The sequence below is a fragment of the Pseudomonas sp. BTN1 genome (assembly GCF_001907715.1).
GTDB lineage: Bacteria > Pseudomonadota > Gammaproteobacteria > Pseudomonadales > Pseudomonadaceae > Aquipseudomonas > Aquipseudomonas paracarnis.
This window is the reverse complement of sequence record NZ_MPBM01000051.1, coordinates 1-19,218: the sequence shown is the minus strand read 5'-3', so window position 1 is coordinate 19,218 and position 19,218 is coordinate 1. Positions and strand designations below refer to the sequence as shown.

Below are 19,218 nucleotides of genomic sequence, written 5' to 3'. Positions count from 1 at the left end.
AGCAATAATGTTTTGCTTTAGTCCGAATTATTCATCAATAGGTGATGATTTACACTCACCGTCTCAGTTTTTAACCCGATGGAGAAACCCGGATGATCAAGTCCCGTGCCGCCGTAGCCTTCGAGGCCAATAAGCCCCTTGAGATTGTTGAAGTGGATGTCGCCATGCCCAAGGCTGGCGAGGTGCTGCTGCGGGTGGTCGCGTCCGGCGTGTGCCACACCGACGCCTACACCTTGTCGGGGGCTGACCCGGAAGGCATCTTCCCGTCGATCCTCGGCCATGAAGGCGGCGCAGTGGTGGAAGCCATCGGCGAGGGCGTAACTTCGGTGGCTGTGGGCGATCACGTGATCCCGCTGTATACCCCGGAATGCGGCAAGTGCAAGTTCTGTCTGAGTGGCAAGACCAACCTGTGCCAGGCCATTCGCGCCACGCAGGGCAAGGGCTTGATGCCGGATGGCACCACGCGTTTCTCCTACAAGGGCCAGCCGATTTTCCACTACATGGGCACCTCGACGTTCTCCGAGTACACCGTGCTGCCGGAAATCTCCGTGGCCAAGATTCCTAAAGAAGCGCCGCTGGAAAAAGTCTGCCTGCTCGGTTGTGGTGTCACCACCGGCATCGGTGCGGTGATCAACACCGCCAAGGTCAAGCCGGGCGACACCGTGGCCGTCTTCGGCCTGGGCGGTATTGGCCTGTCGGCGATTATCGGTGCAGTCAAGGCCAAGGCCGGTCGCATCATTGCTATTGATATCAACCCGGCCAAGTTCGAAATCGCCAAGCAACTGGGTGCCACCGATTGCATCAACCCGAAAGACTACGACCGCCCAATCCAGGACGTGATTGTCGACCTGACTGACGGCGGCGTGGACTTCTCTTTCGAGTGCATCGGCAATGTGCAACTGATGCGTGCGGCCCTTGAGTGCTGCCACAAAGGCTGGGGCGAGTCAGTGATCATCGGCGTGGCCGGTGCTGGCCAGGAAATTGCCACTCGCCCATTCCAGCTGGTCACCGGTCGCGTCTGGCGTGGTTCGGCGTTTGGTGGCGTGCGCGGTCGTACCGAATTGCCAAGCTACGTGGAAATGGCTCAGTCCGGTGAAATTCCGCTGGATACCTTCATCACCCACACCATGGGCCTGGAAGATATCAACAAAGCGTTTGACCTGATGCATGAAGGCAAGAGCATTCGTACCGTCATTCACTTCTGAGGTCGGCCATGAGTCTGGAAAACCTGTCATGCCAGAAGAGCTTCGGCGGCTGGCATAAACGCTACAAGCATCATTCCGATGTGCTCGGTTGCGACATGACCTTTGCCGTCTACCTGCCTCCGCAAGCGGAGCAGGGCGGCAAGCTGCCGGTGTTGTATTGGCTGTCCGGTTTGACCTGTACTGACGAAAACTTCATGCAAAAGGCCGGCGCCCAGCGCATGGCCGCCGAGTTGGGCTTGATTATCGTCGCGCCGGACACCAGCCCCCGTGGCCCCGGCGTGCCGGGCGACCCGGACAATGCCTGGGACTTCGGCCTCGGCGCCGGCTTCTACCTCAATGCCACCCAGGAACCCTGGGCCAAGCACTATCGGATGCATGACTACGTGGTGCAGGAATTGCCGGCACTGGTGGAGGCGCATTTCCCTGCGTCGGATAAGCGCGGCATCAGCGGCCACTCCATGGGCGGTCACGGTGCGCTGGTCTGTGCGCTGCGCAACCCTGGACGTTACCTGTCGGTGTCGGCATTTTCGCCGATCAACAATCCGATGGACTGTCCGTGGGGCCAGAAGGCCTTTTCCCGTTATTTGGGTGAAGAGCGCTCGAAGTGGCGTGAATGGGATGCCTGCGTGCTGATCAGCGAAGCCTCGGAAAAGTTGCCGCTGTTAGTGGACCAGGGCGATCGCGACGATTTCCTCGCCATTCAGCTCAAGCCCGAAGCCCTGCTGCAAGCAGCCAAGGCAGCCAACCATCCGCTGGAACTGCGCCTGCAGCCTGGCTACGACCACAGCTACTTCTTCATCGCCAGCTTCATCGAAGACCATTTGCGGCATCATGGTCGTGCTTTGCTCGGTTAATCTGAGGCAAAAGTAGGTAGAATCACGCCCTGAATTAAATCGGGGCGTTTTTTTATGCGTATTGGCCACGGCTACGATGTGCACCGTTTCGCTGAAGGCGATTTCATCACCCTGGGCGGCGTGCGTATTGCACACCACCATGGGTTGCTGGCTCATTCCGACGGCGACGTGGTCTTGCACGCCTTGAGCGATGCCTTGCTCGGCGCGGCTGCATTGGGCGATATCGGCAAGCACTTCCCGGACACCGATCCCACCTTCAAGGGCGCGGACAGCCGTGTGTTGCTGCGCCATGTGGTCGGCCTGATCCATGCCAAGGGCTGGAAGGTTGGCAACGTCGATAACACCATCGTCGCCCAGGCGCCGAAAATGGCCCCCCATATCGAAGCGATGCGCACAGCGATCGCCGCAGACCTGCAAATTGAATTGGATCAAGTCAACGTGAAAGCCACCACTACCGAAAAGCTCGGGTTTACCGGTCGTGAAGAGGGCATTGCGGTGCACTCCGTCGCCTTGTTGCTGCGCGCATGAACGACCTGCAACTGCTGGGCCCGCGGGCCTATGGCGAGGCCCTGGGCAGCGCGGTACTGAAGGCCACGGCCGAAGACTTCCAGGTTGATGAGGTGCTGGACATCCCGCTGACCGGCGATGGCGAGCACCTGTGGCTGTGGGTGGAAAAGCGCGGCTTGAACACTGAGGAAGCGGCACGGCGTATCGCCAAGGCTGCTGGGGTGCCATTGCGCACCGTCAGCTATGCCGGGCTCAAGGATCGTCAGGCCCTGACCCGCCAGTGGTTCAGCGTGCAGTTGCCCGGCAAGGCCGACCCGGACATGAGCGGCGCAGAAAACGACACCCTCAAGATCCTTAAAACCGCCCGTCACAAGCGCAAGTTGCAGCGTGGGGCCCATTCGGCCAATGGTTTCACCTTGCGCCTGACCCAACTGGCCGGCGACACCGCTGCCATCGACGCACGTCTGCAGTTGATTGCCCGGCACGGCATCCCCAATTATTTCGGCACCCAGCGTTTTGGCCACAACGGCGGCAATGTGGCGGATGCTCGCGAGTGGGCTGCCCGCGAGGCCCTGCCCGAGCAGCGCAACGTGCGCTCGCGCTTGCTGTCCACGGCTCGCAGTTACCTGTTCAACCAAGTGTTGGCGGCCCGCGTCGCCGACGGTTCATGGCAGCGTGCCCAAGTTGGCGATCTGCTGGCGTTTACCGACAGTCGCAGTTTTTTTCCGGCCGGGGAAGCTGAGTGCAGTGACCCGCGCCTGGCGATCCTGGACCTGCATCCCACCGGCCCGCAGTGGGGCGAAGGCGATTCGCCGGCGAAAGGTCTTACATACGAGTTGGAACAATCTGTCGCCGCTGGAGAAGCAGACCTACGTGATTGGTTGGTGAAGGCGGGAATGAGCCAGGAACGTCGCATTCTGCGACTGCCCATTGGCGGGTTGACGTGGCATTATCCCGGGCCTGACATTCTGCAATTGGAATTCGTCCTGCCGGCCGGATGCTTCGCCACTGTCTTGGTGCGCGAGCTTGTTGATCTGGTGCCGGTGGGGCAGACGGACAGCCCATGCGTATTCTGATATCAAACGATGACGGTGCCACCGCACCCGGTCTTGCCGCGCTCCATGCTGCGCTGCAGGATTACGCCGAGTGCGTGGTGGTTGCCCCCGACCAGGACAAGAGCGGCGCCAGCAGTTCGCTGACGCTCGACCGTCCGCTGCATCCGCGGGTCCTGGCCAATGGCTTTATCAGCGTTAACGGCACCCCCACCGACTGTGTGCACCTGGCAATCAACAGTTTGCTGGAGCACCAGCCAGACCTGGTGGTCTCGGGGATCAACCTGGGCGCCAACCTGGGTGATGACGTGCTGTATTCCGGTACCGTGGCGGCCGCCCTTGAGGGGCGCTTCCTGGGCCGCACCGGCTTTGCCTTTTCCTTTGCCTCGCGGCAATTGGATAATCTGGCGACGGCGGCGTATTACGCGCGCAAGCTGGTGGAGGCCCATGGCTCCCTGGACCTGCCGCCGCGTACGGTGCTCAACGTCAATATCCCCAACTTGCCCCTCGACCATATTCGCGGTATCCAACTCACGCGCCTGGGCCATCGCGCCCGTGCTGCGGCGCCCTTGAAGGTGGTCGACCCACGCGGCAAGGAAGGATACTGGATCGCCGCGGCCGGTGACGCCGAAGATGGCGGCGAGGGCACGGACTTTCATGCGGTGATGCAAGGCTATGTCTCCGTTACCCCGTTGCTGTTTGATCGCACCTTCAGTGATGCCTTCAGTGGCCTTGATGGCTGGCTGGAGGGACTGCGTTGATGGCTCGTGAACAAGACGACTTGTTGCGCCGCGGCATCGGGATGACCTCCCAGCGCACCCGGGAGCGGTTGATCCAGCGTCTGTATGAAGAAGGCTTGTCCAACGCACAGGTGCTGGAAGTAATCCGACGCACGCCGCGGCATCTGTTTGTTGATGAGGCACTGGCACATCGCGCCTATGAAGACACAGCGTTGCCCATCGGCCACAACCAGACCATCTCTCAGCCCTATATGGTTGCGCGTATGAGCGAGCTATTGCTGGCGGCGGGGCCGTTGGACAAGGTGCTGGAGATTGGTACCGGCTCTGGCTATCAGACGGCCGTGCTGTCGCAATTGGTAGAGCGAGTGTTTTCGGTCGAGCGCATCAAGGTGCTACAGGACCGGGCCAAAGAGCGTCTGGTGGAGCTGAACCTGCGCAACGTGGTATTCCGCTGGGGCGATGGCTGGGAGGGCTGGCCGGCGCTGGCGCCCTACAACGGTATCATCGTCACCGCCGTGGCCACCGATGTGCCGCAAGCCTTGCTGGATCAATTGGCACCTGGCGGGCGGCTGGTCATCCCGGTGGGCTCCGGCGAAGTGCAACAGTTGATGCTTATTATCCGTGAGGACGAAGGTTTTTCCCGGCATGTACTCGGTGCTGTGCGTTTCGTCCCCTTGCTCAACGGCCCGCTGGCCTGATCATTTCTTCGCGCGCAGTGAATTCTGTAGGCGGGGATGTGTCTTACGGCGGGGTCTATTGAATCAACACACCTGGCAGCCACGATTAAACATGATGAATTTTTCCTTTCAGTCAGGTGCCAGTAAAAAGCCAATGCCCAGTTATACTTGCGTCATATTTCAAGCCTGATCCAGGCGTTAACGTTCAGCCACCACAAAGGGAGCGGCGGGTGAGTCTCACAGGTCCTGCGCAGCGAATGAGTAAAACAAGCTTTCAGCGACTGGTGCTTGGCCTTGTCTTGAGTTCCTTATTGGCAGCCTGCTCGAGCACGCCATCCGGCGGTGCGCGGGTCGTTGACCGTACCAACGCAACCCCCCAGAGACCTACGGTCACCACCGGCCAATACGTGGTGCGCAAAGGCGACACCCTGTTCTCGATTGCCTTCCGTTATGGCTGGGACTACAAGGCGCTGGCCGCCCGTAACAACATTCCTGTGCCGTATACGATCCATCCCGGGCAAACCATTCGTTTCGATGGTCGCTCGGGTTCTGCACCTACGGCAGTTGTGACAAAGTCGGGTTCTTCGCCATCGTCCTCAAGCAAGACCACCATCATCACTCGGCCTGCAGGCAGCGCCACGCCTACGGTTGCGAGCAAACCGGCACCCGCGCCGTTGCCACCTGCCGGGCCTGCGCCGACCGGTTGGGGATGGCCTTCAAACGGAGTGTTGATTGGAAAATTCTCTTCAAACGGTAGTTTGAATAAAGGCATTGATATCGCCGGGGATTTGGGACAGCCTGTTTTAGCTGCGTCTGATGGGACGGTGGTGTACGCCGGGAGTGGTTTGCGGGGCTACGGCGAGCTGGTCATCATCAAACACAGCGATACCTACGTCAGTGCCTACGGTCATAACCGCAGGTTGTTGGTTCGGGAGGGGCAGCAGGTCAAAGTCGGACAGACGATTGCCGAAATGGGGTCAACGGGCACAGACCGGGTGAAACTGCACTTTGAGATTCGCCGCCAAGGGAAGCCTGTAGATCCGCTGCAATTCCTGCCCCGTCGTTGATGTGTTGCACAGCCTGTTCCCTCACGTAGAAGGAACAGGCTCCAGCGTTGCCAAGGATAGAGGCGTCGCTTGAGCTTGAGGTCGAACTCACCAAAGGACTATAACAATGGCTCTCAGTAAAGAAGTGCCGGAGTTTGACATCGACGATGAGGTTCTCCTTATGGAGGCCGGTATCGATTTGGAAACGATGTCAGATAATGAAGGGGTATCACCACCTTCAGTTCGCACCAAATCCAAAAATGCTGCCGCGTTGAAGCAGCACAAGTACGTTGATTACACGCGGGCGCTCGATGCGACCCAGCTGTACCTCAATGAAATCGGCTTTTCCCCTCTGTTGACCCCCGAAGAAGAAGTCCATTTTGCGCGTCTGTCGCAGAAGGGCGATCCGGCTGGGCGTAAGCGCATGATTGAAAGCAACCTGCGCCTGGTGGTGAAAATCGCCCGACGCTACGTCAATCGTGGGCTGTCCCTGTTGGACCTGATCGAGGAGGGCAACCTGGGCTTGATCCGGGCTGTGGAAAAATTCGACCCTGAGCGGGGCTTCCGTTTCTCCACCTATGCCACCTGGTGGATTCGCCAGACCATCGAACGGGCGATCATGAATCAGACCCGCACGATCCGGTTGCCGATCCATGTGGTCAAGGAGCTCAACGTCTACCTGCGGGCGGCGCGTGAGCTGACGCAAAAACTCGATCATGAACCTTCGCCTGAAGAGATCGCCAACCTGCTGGAAAAACCGGTAGGGGAGGTCAAGCGCATGCTGGGCCTTAACGAGCGTGTCTCTTCGGTCGATGTCTCGCTGGGGCCGGATTCGGATAAGACCCTGCTGGACACCCTGACCGATGATCGTCCGACGGACCCTTGCGAGCTGTTGCAGGACGATGATCTTTCCCAAAGTATTGACCAGTGGCTGTCAGAGCTCACGGACAAGCAGCGTGAAGTGGTGATTCGCCGCTTCGGTCTGCGCGGTCATGAGAGCAGCACCCTGGAGGATGTAGGTCTGGAGATTGGTCTGACCCGTGAGCGGGTGCGGCAGATCCAGGTAGAGGGCCTCAAGCGCTTGCGCGAGATCCTGGAGAAGAATGGCTTGTCGAGTGAGTCGTTGTTCCAATAACGATTGGTAGGGAAGCGATGACAAAACGCCCGATGCATGTGAATGCATCGGGCGTTTTGCTGTGCCCTGATCGTTCCCACGCAAAGCGCGGGAACGATCGGGCATAAAAAAACCCCGCTTTTAAGGGCGGGGTTTTTTCGACTAAGTCAGTACAAGTTAGATAACTTGAACTTCTTCAGCTTGCATGCCTTTCTGACCGCGGGTAGCGATGAAAGAAACCTGTTGGCCTTCTTTCAGGCTTTTGAAGCCGTCGGATTGGATAGCTTTGAAGTGAACGAACAGGTCGTCACCGGATTGTGGAGTGATGAAGCCGAAGCCTTTTTCATCGTTGAACCACTTAACGGTACCAGTTTGGCGATTAGACATGGTGTATCTCCTTGGACAAAGTTAACTGCGACTCAGGAAAAGCCCTGGCCGAGACTGAGTGCAAAGAGCAGGAAAAATTCTTGGAGATGGTTGGATCGAAATTCAACATATCGTGTAGAGATTCTCAGTGACACAAGCAGCACAGTGGCGCCACCTTAACCCTTTTTCCGGAACGTGCCAATGGTATTTCCGAAGGTTTCTCTATTTTCGTGACTGGCGGTGGTATTTACAGTCATTGGCGCCTGCCGTCCGGGTCCCGGCCACGCTCGCTATGGCTTATAACCGGCCGTGCATTGATCAAGAAAACCCGTACGGCCTTTGAACCCCAACGCCGGCCCCGGTAAGATGGCCCACAGATTTTTTTCGCCTCGCTATTCAGGACACCGCCATGAGCATCAAATCGGACAAGTGGATTCGCCGCATGGCGCAGGAACACGGCATGATCGAGCCGTTCGTCGAACGTCAGATTCGTGGCGAAGGCGACGAGCGCGTGATTTCGTACGGTGTTTCCAGCTATGGCTACGACGTGCGTTGCGCCGATGAATTCAAGGTGTTCACCAACATCAATTCGGCGATCGTCGATCCAAAGAACTTCGACGAAAAGAGCTTCGTCGACGTCAAGAGCGACGTGTGCATCATCCCGCCCAACTCTTTCGCCCTGGCGCGCACCGTGGAATTCTTCCGTATTCCGCGCGACGTGTTGACCATCTGCCTGGGTAAAAGCACCTATGCCCGCTGCGGCATTATCGTCAACGTCACACCGCTCGAGCCGGAGTGGGAAGGCCACGTGACCCTGGAATTCTCCAACACCACCACCTTGCCGGCGAAAATCTACGCCAACGAAGGCGTGGCACAGATGCTGTTCCTGCAGTCCGATGAGGCTTGTGAAGTGTCTTACAAGGACCGTGCGGGCAAGTATCAGGGCCAACGCGGCGTCACTCTCCCACGCGCTTGATCGAAAGCGCCTTCGGGTAAAGGGAATTTGTCTGCAGAAAGTGACTCTATCTAGGTGTACTGCTTCGGCGCGTGTGAAACGCGCCGGGCCATACTTGAGGAGTACCTTATGAAGATCGACCCGCGAATCAGCGCAGAACTCGCCCGGCTTGAACCCAACCAGATTGGTGTTCTGGCCTGGTCCTTGATGGCCAACCCCGCGCACGCGGGGGGCATCCCTGGTCAACCCGAACCTGATTACCCACAGCCTACCGAACCGGGTGAGCCGACCTTACCGGACGAGCCGCCACCCGCGCCCGTTGCCTGATCCCTGAGCAGGCCTTATCGATCATTGAATCGGCCAGACCTGGTGATCGCCGATCACATAGATTCGGCGGTCTGGGGCCTGCTCCACGGCATAGCCCCCTGTAAACGCGCCAAAGGCTGGCAGCAGGCTTACCCGCCCGCCGACTTGGAAGCACGGCAGGCGTAGCCGTTGGCGCCCTTTACCGCGCAGGTGGTACACAGGATGCACATGCCCCGCCAGTACATGATGGCTGGCATGGGCGTCGGGCTCATGTTGCAAGGCGAAAGGGCCCATCAGCAGAGGCTCCGCGACCACGTCGATGCCCAAGTCCAGTGGTGGGTCGCCGGCACGTTTGTCGTGATTGCCGCGAATCAAGATCAAGGCCAGTGTGCGATTGCGCTCACGCCAGGCCCGGATTGCGTTCAGGGTGGCGCTGGCGTGAGAGCCGGGGCCGTGCAGGAAATCGCCGAGAAAGATCAACTGTTCGCAGGGTAGGGCCGATAACAGCCTGTCCAGGCCTTCCAGGTTGGCCGTAGTCGTGCCCTGTGGCACCGGCTGCCCCAGGCTGCGATAGGCCGACGCCTTGCCAAAATGCGCGTCGGCGATCAGCAAACATTTACGCGCGGGCCAGTACACAGCTTTCTGCGGCAATAGCCATAGCTCTTCACCTTCTAGCGTCAGTGGGTAATGCATCAGCCTTGCCCTTTGTCGGCGACTTTTTCCAGGTCCTTGACCATCCGCGCGATGCGCTCCGAGAGTTTTTCCGAGCTCATGCTTTCGCGCATCCGTTCTACCAGCAGCGGAAAGGCCAGGGGCGTGGGCCGCTGGATCCTGTGCAGGTCCAGCTTCAGCGTCGACAGATGATTCAGCGTCTGTTCCAGCCGGCGAATATCCAGCTCGTCCCGCAGAACTTCTTCTCCTGCCTGGGCCAGCAGCAGATTTTGTGGGTCATATTGCTTGAACACTTCAAAGAACAAACCACTGGAAGCCTGCACTTGTCGCGTGCTTTTTGGCGCGCCGGGATACCCGGCAAATACCAGCCCGGCGATTCGCGCAATCTCGCGAAAGCGGCGCAGGGCCAGTTCGCCGGCATTGAGGCTGGCGACCACATCCGCCAGCAGGCCTTGGGGGCTCAGCAACCTTGTATTCAACAACTGGGGCCACTGCACCTCGGTGGCGCTCAACAGCTCCAGGCCATAATCATTCACCGCAATCGAAAAGGTCAGCGGCTGCTGCTGGCTGACCCGCCATGCCAGCAAACTGGCTAGGCCCAGGTGTACCTGGCGGCCAGCGAATGGGTACAGAAACAGGTGCCAGCCCTCTCGCGACCGCAGGGTTTCAGCCAGCAAATGCTCGCGGGTCGGCAGCCCGGACCAGCGCAATTGGGTATGCAGCAACGGTTGCACCGCCTTCATCTCTGGGCCGTCGAAGTGCCCATGCGCGGCGGCATCAAAACGCTCGACCACCGCCTGGGCCAGTTCGTTGGAAAGGGGCATGCGCCCGCCATTCCAGCGTGGCACGGCGGCTTTTTTCGCGTTGCTGCGGCGTACGTAAGCGGTCATGTTTTCCACGCGCACCAATTCCAGCAACCGCCCCGCGAACAAAAATCCATCCCCCGGCTTGAGCCTTGCAATAAAGCCTTCCTCGACACTGCCCAGGTTCTTGCCGCCGCCGCCTTTGCTCCAGAACTTGAGCTGGATGCTGGCGTCACTGACGATGGTGCCCACGCTCATGCGGTGGCGGCGTGCCAGGCGGGCATCCGGAACGCGCCAGATGCCGTGCTCATCGGGCTCCACCCGGCGGTAATCCGGATAAGCGGTGAGTGACAGGCCACCATGGCGCACAAACCCCAGGGCCCAGGCCCAGTCCGCTTCGGTGAGGTCGCGATAGGCCCAGGCGCCGCGAACTTCGTCCAACAGTGCCGCCGGAGTAAACCCGCCACCCAAGGCCATGCTGACCAAGTGTTGGACCAGCACATCCAGCGGCTTGTACGGTGATTCCCGCGCTTCGATGCGCCGTTGGGCGATCGCATCCTGGGCGGCTGCGGCTTCCACCAGCTCCAGGCTGTGGGTGGGCACCAGCGTTACCCGTGAGGGCCGCCCTGGCGCGTGGCCGGAGCGCCCGGCGCGTTGCATCAGCCGTGCTACGCCCTTGGCGGAGCCGATTTGCAGCACCCGTTCCACCGGCAGGAAGTCAACGCCCAGGTCGAGGCTGGAAGTGCACACCACTGCCTTGAGCTGTCCATCTTTCAACGCTCGCTCCACCCAGTCCCGGGTCTCTCGCGATAACGAACCGTGGTGCAGGGCAATCAAGCCGGCCCAGTCCGGACGAGCGCCCAGAATCGCCTGGTACCAGATCTCGGATTGCGCGCGGGTGTTGGTAAATACCAGGCAACTGCTGCTGGCCTCTACCTCGGCGACCACTTGCGGCAACATCTTCAAGCCGATATGCCCGGCCCAGGGAAAGCGCTCGGTGACGGGCGGCAGCAAGGTGTCGACCTTCAGTGCCTTGGCCGTTTGCCCCTGTACATTGATGCCGCCGCCCTGTGGGGCCAGTACCTCCAAGGCGTGGGCCTGATTACCCAGCGTCGCGGAAATACCCCACACCATCAACTCAGGATGCCAGCGCCGCAAGCGTGCCAGTGCCAGTTGCAACTGCACGCCACGCTTATTGCCGATCAGTTCGTGCCATTCATCCACGATGACCATGCGCAGGTGCGCCAGGCTGGTTTCACTGTCGGCACGGGCCAGCATCAGGGTCAGGCTTTCCGGGGTGGTGACCAGGGCGGTGGGCTGGCGGCGGGTCTGGCGTGCGCGTTCGCTGCTGCTGGTATCGCCGGTGCGCAGGCCCACGCTCCAGGGAATGTGCAAGGCCTCCAACGGTGCTTGCAGGGCGCGTGCGGAGTCGGCGGCCAGGGCGCGCATCGGCGTGATCCACAGGACGGTCAGCGGCTCGGCAGGCGGTTTGCGCTTGCTTGTAGCGGGCGGGCGGGTAATGGCGAAACGGTTGAGTGCGGCAAACCACAAGGCATAGGTTTTACCCGCCCCGGTGCTGGCATGCAGTAACCCCGACTGGCCGGCCTTGACCGCGGCCCATACCTCTTTCTGAAAGGCGAATGGCTTCCAGCCTTGGGTGGCAAACCATTGCTTGGCGAAGTCGTGGGTTTTTGCCATGCGGCAGCGGACGCTCTGGAGGGGTTAGTTCAAAGACCCTTCAAGCAGTGCCGACGTTCCAACTGTAGGCGCGGGCTTGCCCGCGAACAAAGCCCAGGCGCTGCGTTTAATCTGGAGGCCCGCGTTATCGTTGATGATTTTGGCGAGCAAGCTCGCGCCTACTTCAAATTGCCACTCAGAAACTGCTGCAGGCGTTCGCTTTTCGGATTGCCCAGCACATCCTCCGGCAAGCCCTGCTCCTCCACCAGACCCTGGTGCAGGAACAGCACCTGGCTTGAAACCTTGCGCGCAAAGCTCATCTCGTGGGTCACCATGATCATGGTGCGACCTTCCTCGGCCAGGCCCTGGATCACCTTCAACACTTCGCCCACCAACTCCGGGTCCAGCGCCGACGTGGGTTCATCGAACAGCATCACCTCCGGCTCCATGGCCAGGGCGCGGGCGATGGCGACACGCTGCTGCTGGCCGCCGGAGAGGAATGCCGGGTATTGATCAGCCACCCGCGCCGGTAGCCCGACTTTGTCCAGGTAGCGGCGGGCACGGTCTTCGGCGTCCTTCTTGCTGCAACCCAGCACGCGGCGCGGGGCCATGGTGATGTTTTCCAGCACGCTCATGTGGCTCCACAAGTTGAAGTGCTGGAACACCATTGCCAGCCGTGTGCGCAAGCGTTGCAACTCGGCGTCGTCGGCCACGCGCATGCCATGGCGGTCGCTGACCATGCGGATCGCTTGGCCGTCCAGGGTCATGGCGCCATCGTTGGGGGTTTCCAAAAAGTTGATACAGCGCAGGAAGGTACTCTTGCCTGAGCCACTGGCGCCGATCAGGCTGATCACATCACCGGTCTTGGCCTTGAGCGACACACCTTTGAGCACTTGATTGTCGCCATAGCTTTTGTGCAGGCCTTCAACGGTCAGTTTGTACATGGGGCATGCATCCTCAAGGCGAAAGTAGATAACCGCTGCGGTAGGCCTGTGTGCCGGCGACATGGCAGATCACCATGCCGGCCGTGGCCATGCGGCGTAGCGAACGGGCGTAAAGCAGCCCGGCGTGCTGGCAGTGCACAGGCGTTACGCGGTCTGTAATGGGGTCGATGATGTCGGCGACCCATTGCCCGGCCTCCAGGTATTGGCCTGGCAGGGCGTTGAATACCAGCAAGCCACCCACCGCCGTGGTCACCGGCTCCACCGCCGCCAACGGCGTAGCCGGGTAGGCCAGGGCAGGCAAGGGGGCTGCATTGTCGCGAATGGCGCCGAAGTGGATCAAATAATCAATGATGGCCTGGCAGTCCAGCGCGGCGAGGCCGTGGTTGACATCGCCCTGGCCACGCAGCTCGACGGTCACCGACAAGCTGCCCATGGGGATCGGGTAGCGTTCGCCGAAGCGTTGCTGCAACTGCCACCACACCAGGGTGAAACACTCATCAAAAGACTGCCCGCCGGAATCGGTGGCCAACAGGTTGGCCTGCGAACCCAGGTAGCGCGCCAACGGCTCTACCTGTGGCCAGGCTTCGGGCGTGGTGTACAGGTGCGTCACGGCTTCGAAGTCGCAATGCAGGTCCAGCACCACGTCGGCATCACAGGCCAGGCGTTGCAGCACCAGGCGTTGGGAGTGCAACTGGGTCTGGGCGGTGTGCGCGGCCAGGGCGTGGGACAGTGCGCTGCGGATCAATTGGGCATTGCGCTGGGGATCATCGCCCAGCAGGTCTTCGACCTGGTTACCGACGTCTTCGCTGAGGTCGACAAACAGGCGATTGAAGTTCTGCCCGCTTTCCAGTTCGTAGCGGCCCAAGGGGATGTCCATCAACACCTGTTCCAGTCCCACCGGGTTGGCGACGGGCACCAGCACGATTTCGCTACGCAAGCGCCCGGCCGTTTCAAGTTCTGCCAGGCGCGCCTTCAGATGCCAGGCCACCAGCATGCCCGGCAATTCATCGGCATGCAGGGAGGACTGGATGTACACCTTGCCTTCGGGCTGCTGCGGGCCGAAGTGAAAACTGTGGATCTGCCGCGCCGTGCCGGGCACCGGCGCGATCAAGTCATGTAGCTGATGGTGCATGCAAACTCCTTAGTGGCTCGGCCCGAGAAAGGCCAGCCAACGGCGTTCCGCCAGGCGAAACAGGCCGACCAGGGCAAAGGTCACCGTCAGATAGATCAGTGCGGCAATGCCGAATGACTGGAAGGTCATGAAGGTGGCGGAGTTGGCATCCCGCGCCACTTTGAGGATATCCGGGATCGTCGCGGTAAAGGCCACGGTGGTCGAGTGCAGCATCAGGATCACTTCGTTGCTGTAGTAGGGCAACGAGCGTCGCAACGCGGAAGGCATGATCACGTAGGCGTACAGCTTCCAGCCGCTTAGGCCATAAGCCTTGGCCGCCTCGACTTCGCCGTGGGCCATGCTGCGGATCGCCCCGGCGAAAATCTCGGTGGTGTAGGCGCAGGTGTTGAGGGCGAACGCGAGGAGGGTGCAGTTCATCGCATCGCGAAAGAACGCATCCAGCACCGGTTGTGCTCGTACGGCGGCAAGGCTGTAGATGCCGGTGTAGCAGATCAGCAATTGGATATAGAGCGGCGTACCACGAAACAGGTAGGTGTAGAACTGCACGGGCCAACGCACCAGGCGCTTGCGCGAAACGCGGGCGATAGACAGTGGAATCGATACCAGAAAACCAATGACCAGTGAGGCGCTGAGCAGCCACAAGGTCATGGCCAGACCGGTGATGTGCTGGCCGTCGCTATAAAGAAAGGGGCGCCAGTATTCCTGCAATAGCTCGATCATCGCACGGCCTCCCGGGCGCCTGCGGAGTAGCGACGTTCAAGTCGGCGCAAGACAAAGTTGGACGCGCTGGTGATCAACAGGTAGATCAGCGCCGCCAGCACCAGGAAATAAAACAATTGATAGGTGCTCTTGCCAGCGTCCTGGGCGGCTTTTACCAAGTCTGCCAGGCCGATGATCGACACCAGTGCGGTGGCCTTGAGCATCACCATCCAGTTATTGCCGATGCCCGGCAGCGCAAAGCGCATCATCTGCGGGAAGGTCACGTAGCGAAACCGCTGCCCGCGCTTGAGCCCGTAAGCGGTGGCGGCTTCGAGTTGGCCGCGGGGCACGGCGAGGATCGCACCGCGAAAGGTTTCGGTGAAATACGCACCGTAGATAAAGCCCAGGGTGATCACCCCGGCGCTGAACGGGTCGATCTCGATGTATTCCCATTCCATAAAGTCGGTAAAGCCACTGAGCCAGGTTTGCAGGCTGTAGAAAATCAACAGCATCAGCACCAGGTCCGGTACCCCGCGAATCAGGGTGGTGTAGAGCTGGGCGGGGATACGCACAATGGCCAGGCTGGACAATTTGGCGCTGGCGCCGAGCAGGCCCAGCACTACGCTGACGGCCAGGGACAGCACCGACAACTTGATGGTCATCCAGGTGCCTTGCAGCAACAGCGGGCCGAAACCCTTCAGGCTGAATGCGCTCAGCCCGAGGGTTTGCAACAGATCTTCGAACATAAATCAGGACCTATGGCGATAAAAAAGCGCCCCACCCGAAGCAGGGCGCCCCAGGCATTATTTGCCGCTGTACAGGTTCAGATCGCCAAAGTGTTTCTTCTGGATAGTGGCGTAGGTGCCATCATCGTGTAACGCTTTGATACCTTTATCCAAAAGCGCCTTGAGTTCAGTGTTACCTTTTTTGATACCGATGGCGGTTTTCGACGGCAGCAGCGGGTCGTCGATAGCGGCGCTCACTTCATAGCCAGCACCGGCGGGCGACTTGAGAAAGCCCAGTTCGGCTTGCAGCATGTCCTGCACGGAAGCGTCGAGGCGCCCGGAGGTCAGGTCGGCGTACACCTGGTCCTGGTTGGCGTAAGCCTTGGTGGTCACCCCGGCTTTATCCAGTACGGCCTTGGCGTAGGCTTCCTGGATGGTGCCTTGCTCATAACCCACGGATTTGCCCTTGAGAGATTCTGGCGTCGAATAGCCAGCGCCTTTCTTGAACACCAGCGAAGTCGGGCCGGAGAACAGCTCGGAGGAGAAGTCGATGGCCTTCTCGCGCACTGGAGTCACGGTCATCGACGAAATCACGCCATCGAATTTATTGGCTTTCAGGCCCGGGATCATGCCGTCGAAGTCACTTTCGACCCACTTGCACTTGACCTTCAGCTCCGCGCAGATCGCATTGCCCAGGTCGATATCGAAGCCCACCAGGCTGCCGTCGGCGGCCTTGGATTCGAACGGTGCGTAGGAAGGGTCGACACCAAAACGCAATTCCTTGTATTCCTTGGCTGTAGCAACACCAGCAGCCATGCACAGAGCCAGTGCAGAAAGGGTCAGCAATGCTTTTTTCATTAGGTAATCCCTGGAAACCAAGATAAGCGCTTGTGGCGCGATTAGGACTGTTACTGAACGGTGTCAGACCCACCACAAGTAGCAATTTCTGCACCATAGTTCCGGGTGGGCTTTTTAAACGGCGGGATAAGGCAGTTCCAAGTGTAGGCGGCGCCCAAAAATGGGCATTGAATTTACAGTGCACCATTCTGGATCTTTCATTTATCAAGAAGGTGGGAGGTGGATCAGGCCAACAGGTCTTGTAGCGTGGCCAGGTTGTCCGCTTCCTCCACCGCCTTGTCCTGGCGCCAGCGCAGCATCCGTGGAAACCGCACCGCAATCCCGCTCTTGTGCCGCTTGGACAGAGCAATCCCTTCAAAACCCAGCTCAAACACCATGCTCGGCGTCACGCTGCTGACCGGGCCGAACTTCTCCACTGTGGTTTTGCGCACAATGGCGTCGACCTTGCGCATTTCCTCGTCAGTCAGCCCGGAATACGCCTTGGCGAACGGCACCAGAGTGCGCTCGCTGCCTGGCGGGCCGTCCCATACCGCGAAGGTGTAGTCGCTGTAGAGGCTGGCGCGCCGGCCATGGCCGCGCTGGGCGTAGATCAACACGGCGTCGACGCTGAAGGGGTCGACCTTCCACTTCCACCACAGGCCCATGTCCTTGGTGCGGCCCACGCCGTAGAGGCCGTTGCGATCCTTGAGCATCATGCCTTCCACGCCCAGGCTGCGAGAGGCTTCGCGCTGCTCGGCCAAGGCTGCCCAGGTCTTGCCTTCCAGCAAGGGCGAGGGCAATAACACCGGTTGGTTGCACGCAGCGATGACCTGTTCCAATTGGGTACGGCGTTCGGCTTGGGTGTGGTTGCGCCAGTCGTCGCCCTGATACTCCAGCAGGTCGTACGCGAGCACCGCCACTGGCGCATCCTCAAGAACTTTTTTACTCAAGGTTTTACGGCCAATGCGCTGTTGCAGCAGCGCGAAGGGTTGCACCGAGTCTTTCCACACCACGATTTCGCCATCAATCACCGTACCATCGGGCAGGCCACTGACCAGGCTGTGGAGTTCAGGGAAACGTTCAGTCAGCAACTCTTCCCCGCGAGACCAGACCCACAGGCGGCCCTCGCGCTTGACCAGTTGTGCGCGAATGCCATCAAACTTCCATTCCACCTGCCAATCGGCGGGTGAACCGAGCAGGGTGTCGAATTGCTCCACCGGTTGCGCCAGCCCGTGAGCCAGAAAAAACGGATAGGGTTGCCCGCCACGTTGCGCGTGCTCGTCGGATGATTCGGCGGCAATCAGCTTGAGGTAGCCTTCGGCTGTGGGACGGTTCGACAAATCGGTGTAGCCCACCAACCGCTGCGCCACGCGCTTGCTGTCGAGGTCGGCCATGGCAGCGAGGGCGCGGGTCACCAGCAGTTTGGATACGCCCACCCGAAAGCTGCCGGTGATCAACTTGATGCACACCATCAGGCTCGGTTGGTCCAGTTGCGCCCACAGCGCCGGCAGCCGGTCTGCAAGGTCCAAGGGTGGCAGACCGCGCAGGGGCAGCAGTTTTTCTTCCAGCCACACGGCCAGGCCGTCTTCGGATGTGTAGGTGGATTCTGGCAGGAGCAGTGAGATCGTCTCGGCCAGGTCACCTACGGACTGGTAGCTCTCTTCGAACAGCCAGGGTTCGATGCCGGCCGCTTCGGTGGCCATGTCCCGTAGCAGGCGCGTCGGCACCAGTTGCCGTGGCCTCCCGCCGCTGAGAAAGTACACCGCCCAGGCCGCATCGGCTGGCGGCGCCTGCAGGAAGTAGGCTTGCAGAGCCGCAAGCTTGGCATTGCTGGAAGTGGTGGCGTCGAGGTTGGCGTACAGCTCGGCGAAGGCTTTCATGCAGTAGCCTCTTCTTCGTCATCGCCGTATTCGGTGCTGAAGCCTTGGGCATCCAAGCCCTTTTCCCGCAGGTGACGCACCAACACACCGACCGAACCATGGGTGACCATTACCCGTTGTGCGCCGGTTTGTTCGATGGCCCACAACAAGCCGGGCCAATCGGCGTGGTCCGAGAGCACGAAGCCACGGTCCACACCGCGTCGCCGTCTGGTACCACGCAAGCGCATCCAGCCGCTGGCGAAGGCGTCGCTGTAGTCGCCAAAGCGGCGCATCCAGGTACTGCCTCCGGCGGAGGGCGGGGCGATGATCAGGGCTTGGCGCAGCAGTGGGTCGGTCTTTTTGAAGTCGCCGGCATACAGGGTCTCGGGGATGTAGATGCCCGCTTCGCGGTACACCCGGTTCAACGGCTCGACCGCGCCGTGGCTGAGGATCGGGCCGATGCTGGCGTCCAGCCCATGGAGAATGCGTTGGGCCTTGCCGAAGGAATAACAGAACAACACGCTGGCTTTGCCGCTGGCGATATTGGCCTTCCACCAGTCATTGATCCCGGCAAAAATCTGCGCCTGAGGCTGCCAGCGGTAAATCGGCAGCCCGAATGTGGATTCGGTGATAAAGGTGTGGCAACGCACCGGTTCGAAGGGTGCGCAGGTGCCATCGGGCTCGACCTTATAGTCGCCGGACGCCACCCAGACCTCGCCCTGGTATTCCAGGCGCACCTGGGCCGAGCCCAGAACATGCCCGGCTGGATGAAAACTCAAGGTCACGCCGTGATGCACCAACCGTTCGCCGTAGGCCAGGGTTTGCAGGTTGATGTCCTGGCCCAGGCGCCAGCGCAGGATACCTTCGCCGGGGGCGGCGGCCAGGTAGTGTTGATTGCCGGTGCGGGCGTGGTCGCCGTGGGCGTGGGTGATGACTGCACGTTCTACTGGGCGCCAGGGGTCGATGTAAAAATCACCGGCAGGGCAGTAGAGGCCTTCGGGGCGGGCGATGACAAGGTCCATGGGTTGGCTATTCTACACGTCTACGG

Annotated in this window: 20 protein-coding genes; 10 read left to right on the top strand and 10 right to left on the bottom strand. The window is 60.3% G+C overall.

Going from position 1 to position 19,218, the window contains the following annotated elements; genetic code table 11:
• The first annotated feature begins 92 nt into the window (after window positions 1-92).
• The 8 genes from BMH52_RS23835 to rpoS all read left to right on the top strand — a co-directional run bounded on the left by BMH52_RS23835 (window position 93) and on the right by rpoS (window position 7,216).
• Window positions 93-1,205 (top strand): S-(hydroxymethyl)glutathione dehydrogenase/class III alcohol dehydrogenase, encoded by a 1,113-nt coding sequence (locus BMH52_RS23835; protein WP_073845263.1) that lies wholly within the window; start codon window positions 93-95, stop codon window positions 1,203-1,205.
• An 8-nt stretch (window positions 1,206-1,213) separates the two neighbouring features.
• Window positions 1,214-2,059: an S-formylglutathione hydrolase gene (fghA, locus tag BMH52_RS23830; protein WP_073845261.1), complete on the top strand. Its 846-nt coding sequence runs from the start codon at window positions 1,214-1,216 to the stop codon at window positions 2,057-2,059.
• Between the two features lie 54 nt (window positions 2,060-2,113).
• Window positions 2,114-2,587: a 2-C-methyl-D-erythritol 2,4-cyclodiphosphate synthase gene (gene ispF, locus BMH52_RS23825; protein ID WP_003189207.1), complete on the top strand. Its 474-nt coding sequence runs from the start codon at window positions 2,114-2,116 to the stop codon at window positions 2,585-2,587.
• The gene (truD, locus tag BMH52_RS23820; RefSeq protein WP_073845259.1) at window positions 2,584-3,642 is read left to right on the top strand and encodes a tRNA pseudouridine(13) synthase TruD; all 1,059 of its coding nucleotides are present in this window, start codon (window positions 2,584-2,586) and stop codon (window positions 3,640-3,642) included. Before ispF ends, truD begins: the two co-directional genes overlap by 4 nt.
• Window positions 3,630-4,379, top strand: a complete 750-nt coding sequence (surE, locus tag BMH52_RS23815; protein ID WP_014717247.1) for a 5'/3'-nucleotidase SurE — start codon at window positions 3,630-3,632, stop codon at window positions 4,377-4,379. The genes truD and surE overlap by 13 nt, the downstream gene beginning before the upstream one ends.
• Window positions 4,380-4,420: 41 nt before the next feature.
• Window positions 4,421-5,056, top strand: a complete 636-nt coding sequence (locus tag BMH52_RS23810) for a protein-L-isoaspartate(D-aspartate) O-methyltransferase (RefSeq protein WP_169850588.1) — start codon at window positions 4,421-4,423, stop codon at window positions 5,054-5,056.
• A 209-nt stretch (window positions 5,057-5,265) separates the two neighbouring features.
• Window positions 5,266-6,102 (top strand): peptidoglycan DD-metalloendopeptidase family protein, encoded by an 837-nt coding sequence (locus BMH52_RS23805; protein WP_003189213.1) that lies wholly within the window; start codon window positions 5,266-5,268, stop codon window positions 6,100-6,102.
• Between the two features lie 106 nt (window positions 6,103-6,208).
• Window positions 6,209-7,216: an RNA polymerase sigma factor RpoS gene (rpoS, locus tag BMH52_RS23800; protein WP_003189214.1), complete on the top strand. Its 1,008-nt coding sequence runs from the start codon at window positions 6,209-6,211 to the stop codon at window positions 7,214-7,216.
• Between the two features lie 156 nt (window positions 7,217-7,372).
• On the opposite strand, the gene BMH52_RS23795 is transcribed toward rpoS, so the two are convergent.
• On the bottom strand, window positions 7,373-7,582 hold the full coding sequence (locus BMH52_RS23795) for a cold-shock protein (protein WP_002554837.1): 210 nt from the start codon (window positions 7,580-7,582) through the stop codon (window positions 7,373-7,375).
• 388 nt (window positions 7,583-7,970) lie between these two features.
• On the opposite strand from BMH52_RS23795, the gene dcd reads away from it, so the two are divergent.
• Window positions 7,971-8,537, top strand: coding sequence for a dCTP deaminase (dcd, locus tag BMH52_RS23790; protein ID WP_003189215.1), 567 nt, complete (start codon window positions 7,971-7,973; stop codon window positions 8,535-8,537).
• 108 nt (window positions 8,538-8,645) lie between these two features.
• Window positions 8,646-8,843 (top strand): hypothetical protein, encoded by a 198-nt coding sequence (locus BMH52_RS23785; RefSeq protein WP_005785769.1) that lies wholly within the window; start codon window positions 8,646-8,648, stop codon window positions 8,841-8,843.
• Window positions 8,844-8,864: 21 nt separating this feature from the next.
• Here the strand turns inward: BMH52_RS23785 and pdeM are convergent, their stop codons facing one another.
• The 9 genes from pdeM to BMH52_RS23740 all read right to left on the bottom strand — a co-directional run bounded on the left by pdeM (window position 8,865) and on the right by BMH52_RS23740 (window position 19,192).
• The gene (gene pdeM, locus BMH52_RS23780) at window positions 8,865-9,515 is read right to left on the bottom strand and encodes a ligase-associated DNA damage response endonuclease PdeM (protein ID WP_073845257.1); all 651 of its coding nucleotides are present in this window, start codon (window positions 9,513-9,515) and stop codon (window positions 8,865-8,867) included.
• On the bottom strand, window positions 9,515-11,995 hold the full coding sequence (locus tag BMH52_RS23775; RefSeq protein WP_073845255.1) for a ligase-associated DNA damage response DEXH box helicase: 2,481 nt from the start codon (window positions 11,993-11,995) through the stop codon (window positions 9,515-9,517). The genes pdeM and BMH52_RS23775 overlap by 1 nt, the downstream gene beginning before the upstream one ends.
• 158 nt (window positions 11,996-12,153) lie before the next feature.
• Window positions 12,154-12,918: an ABC transporter ATP-binding protein gene (locus BMH52_RS23770; RefSeq protein ID WP_034126849.1), complete on the bottom strand. Its 765-nt coding sequence runs from the start codon at window positions 12,916-12,918 to the stop codon at window positions 12,154-12,156.
• Window positions 12,919-12,931: 13 nt separating this feature from the next.
• The gene (locus BMH52_RS23765) at window positions 12,932-14,050 is read right to left on the bottom strand and encodes a succinylglutamate desuccinylase/aspartoacylase family protein (protein ID WP_072434311.1); all 1,119 of its coding nucleotides are present in this window, start codon (window positions 14,048-14,050) and stop codon (window positions 12,932-12,934) included.
• Window positions 14,051-14,059: 9 nt separating this feature from the next.
• On the bottom strand, window positions 14,060-14,770 hold the full coding sequence (locus BMH52_RS23760; protein WP_003189226.1) for an ABC transporter permease: 711 nt from the start codon (window positions 14,768-14,770) through the stop codon (window positions 14,060-14,062).
• On the bottom strand, window positions 14,767-15,495 hold the full coding sequence (locus tag BMH52_RS23755) for an ABC transporter permease (protein ID WP_014717254.1): 729 nt from the start codon (window positions 15,493-15,495) through the stop codon (window positions 14,767-14,769). Before BMH52_RS23755 ends, BMH52_RS23760 begins: the two co-directional genes overlap by 4 nt.
• Window positions 15,496-15,552: 57 nt before the next feature.
• Window positions 15,553-16,332: a transporter substrate-binding domain-containing protein gene (locus BMH52_RS23750; protein WP_014717255.1), complete on the bottom strand. Its 780-nt coding sequence runs from the start codon at window positions 16,330-16,332 to the stop codon at window positions 15,553-15,555.
• A 224-nt stretch (window positions 16,333-16,556) separates the two neighbouring features.
• Window positions 16,557-18,191: an ATP-dependent DNA ligase gene (locus BMH52_RS23745; protein ID WP_032903242.1), complete on the bottom strand. Its 1,635-nt coding sequence runs from the start codon at window positions 18,189-18,191 to the stop codon at window positions 16,557-16,559.
• Complete coding sequence (locus BMH52_RS23740) at window positions 18,188-19,192, bottom strand: ligase-associated DNA damage response exonuclease (protein ID WP_014717257.1); 1,005 nt, start codon at window positions 19,190-19,192, stop codon at window positions 18,188-18,190. Before BMH52_RS23740 ends, BMH52_RS23745 begins: the two co-directional genes overlap by 4 nt.
• Window positions 19,193-19,218 lie beyond the last annotated feature (26 nt).

What these genes read in the sequence shown, in the direction of transcription:
- BMH52_RS23835 (WP_073845263.1), top strand. Translation starts at nt 93, where the DNA reads ATGATCAAGTCCCGTGCCGCCGTAGCCTTCGAGGCCAATAAGCCCCTT.
- fghA (WP_073845261.1), top strand. Translation starts at nt 1,214, where the DNA reads ATGAGTCTGGAAAACCTGTCATGCCAGAAGAGCTTCGGCGGCTGGCAT.
- ispF (WP_003189207.1), top strand. Translation starts at nt 2,114, where the DNA reads ATGCGTATTGGCCACGGCTACGATGTGCACCGTTTCGCTGAAGGCGAT.
- truD (WP_073845259.1), top strand. Translation starts at nt 2,584, where the DNA reads ATGAACGACCTGCAACTGCTGGGCCCGCGGGCCTATGGCGAGGCCCTG.
- surE (WP_014717247.1), top strand. Translation starts at nt 3,630, where the DNA reads ATGCGTATTCTGATATCAAACGATGACGGTGCCACCGCACCCGGTCTT.
- BMH52_RS23810 (WP_169850588.1), top strand. Translation starts at nt 4,421, where the DNA reads ATGACCTCCCAGCGCACCCGGGAGCGGTTGATCCAGCGTCTGTATGAA.
- rpoS (WP_003189214.1), top strand. Translation starts at nt 6,209, where the DNA reads ATGGCTCTCAGTAAAGAAGTGCCGGAGTTTGACATCGACGATGAGGTT.
- BMH52_RS23795 (WP_002554837.1), bottom strand. Translation starts at nt 7,582, where the DNA reads ATGTCTAATCGCCAAACTGGTACCGTTAAGTGGTTCAACGATGAAAAA.
- dcd (WP_003189215.1), top strand. Translation starts at nt 7,971, where the DNA reads ATGAGCATCAAATCGGACAAGTGGATTCGCCGCATGGCGCAGGAACAC.
- BMH52_RS23785 (WP_005785769.1), top strand. Translation starts at nt 8,646, where the DNA reads ATGAAGATCGACCCGCGAATCAGCGCAGAACTCGCCCGGCTTGAACCC.
- pdeM (WP_073845257.1), bottom strand. Translation starts at nt 9,515, where the DNA reads ATGCATTACCCACTGACGCTAGAAGGTGAAGAGCTATGGCTATTGCCG.
- BMH52_RS23775 (WP_073845255.1), bottom strand. Translation starts at nt 11,995, where the DNA reads ATGGCAAAAACCCACGACTTCGCCAAGCAATGGTTTGCCACCCAAGGC.
- BMH52_RS23770 (WP_034126849.1), bottom strand. Translation starts at nt 12,918, where the DNA reads ATGTACAAACTGACCGTTGAAGGCCTGCACAAAAGCTATGGCGACAAT.
- BMH52_RS23765 (WP_072434311.1), bottom strand. Translation starts at nt 14,050, where the DNA reads ATGCACCATCAGCTACATGACTTGATCGCGCCGGTGCCCGGCACGGCG.
- BMH52_RS23760 (WP_003189226.1), bottom strand. Translation starts at nt 14,770, where the DNA reads ATGATCGAGCTATTGCAGGAATACTGGCGCCCCTTTCTTTATAGCGAC.
- BMH52_RS23755 (WP_014717254.1), bottom strand. Translation starts at nt 15,495, where the DNA reads ATGTTCGAAGATCTGTTGCAAACCCTCGGGCTGAGCGCATTCAGCCTG.
- BMH52_RS23750 (WP_014717255.1), bottom strand. Translation starts at nt 16,332, where the DNA reads ATGAAAAAAGCATTGCTGACCCTTTCTGCACTGGCTCTGTGCATGGCT.
- BMH52_RS23745 (WP_032903242.1), bottom strand. Translation starts at nt 18,191, where the DNA reads ATGAAAGCCTTCGCCGAGCTGTACGCCAACCTCGACGCCACCACTTCC.
- BMH52_RS23740 (WP_014717257.1), bottom strand. Translation starts at nt 19,192, where the DNA reads ATGGACCTTGTCATCGCCCGCCCCGAAGGCCTCTACTGCCCTGCCGGT.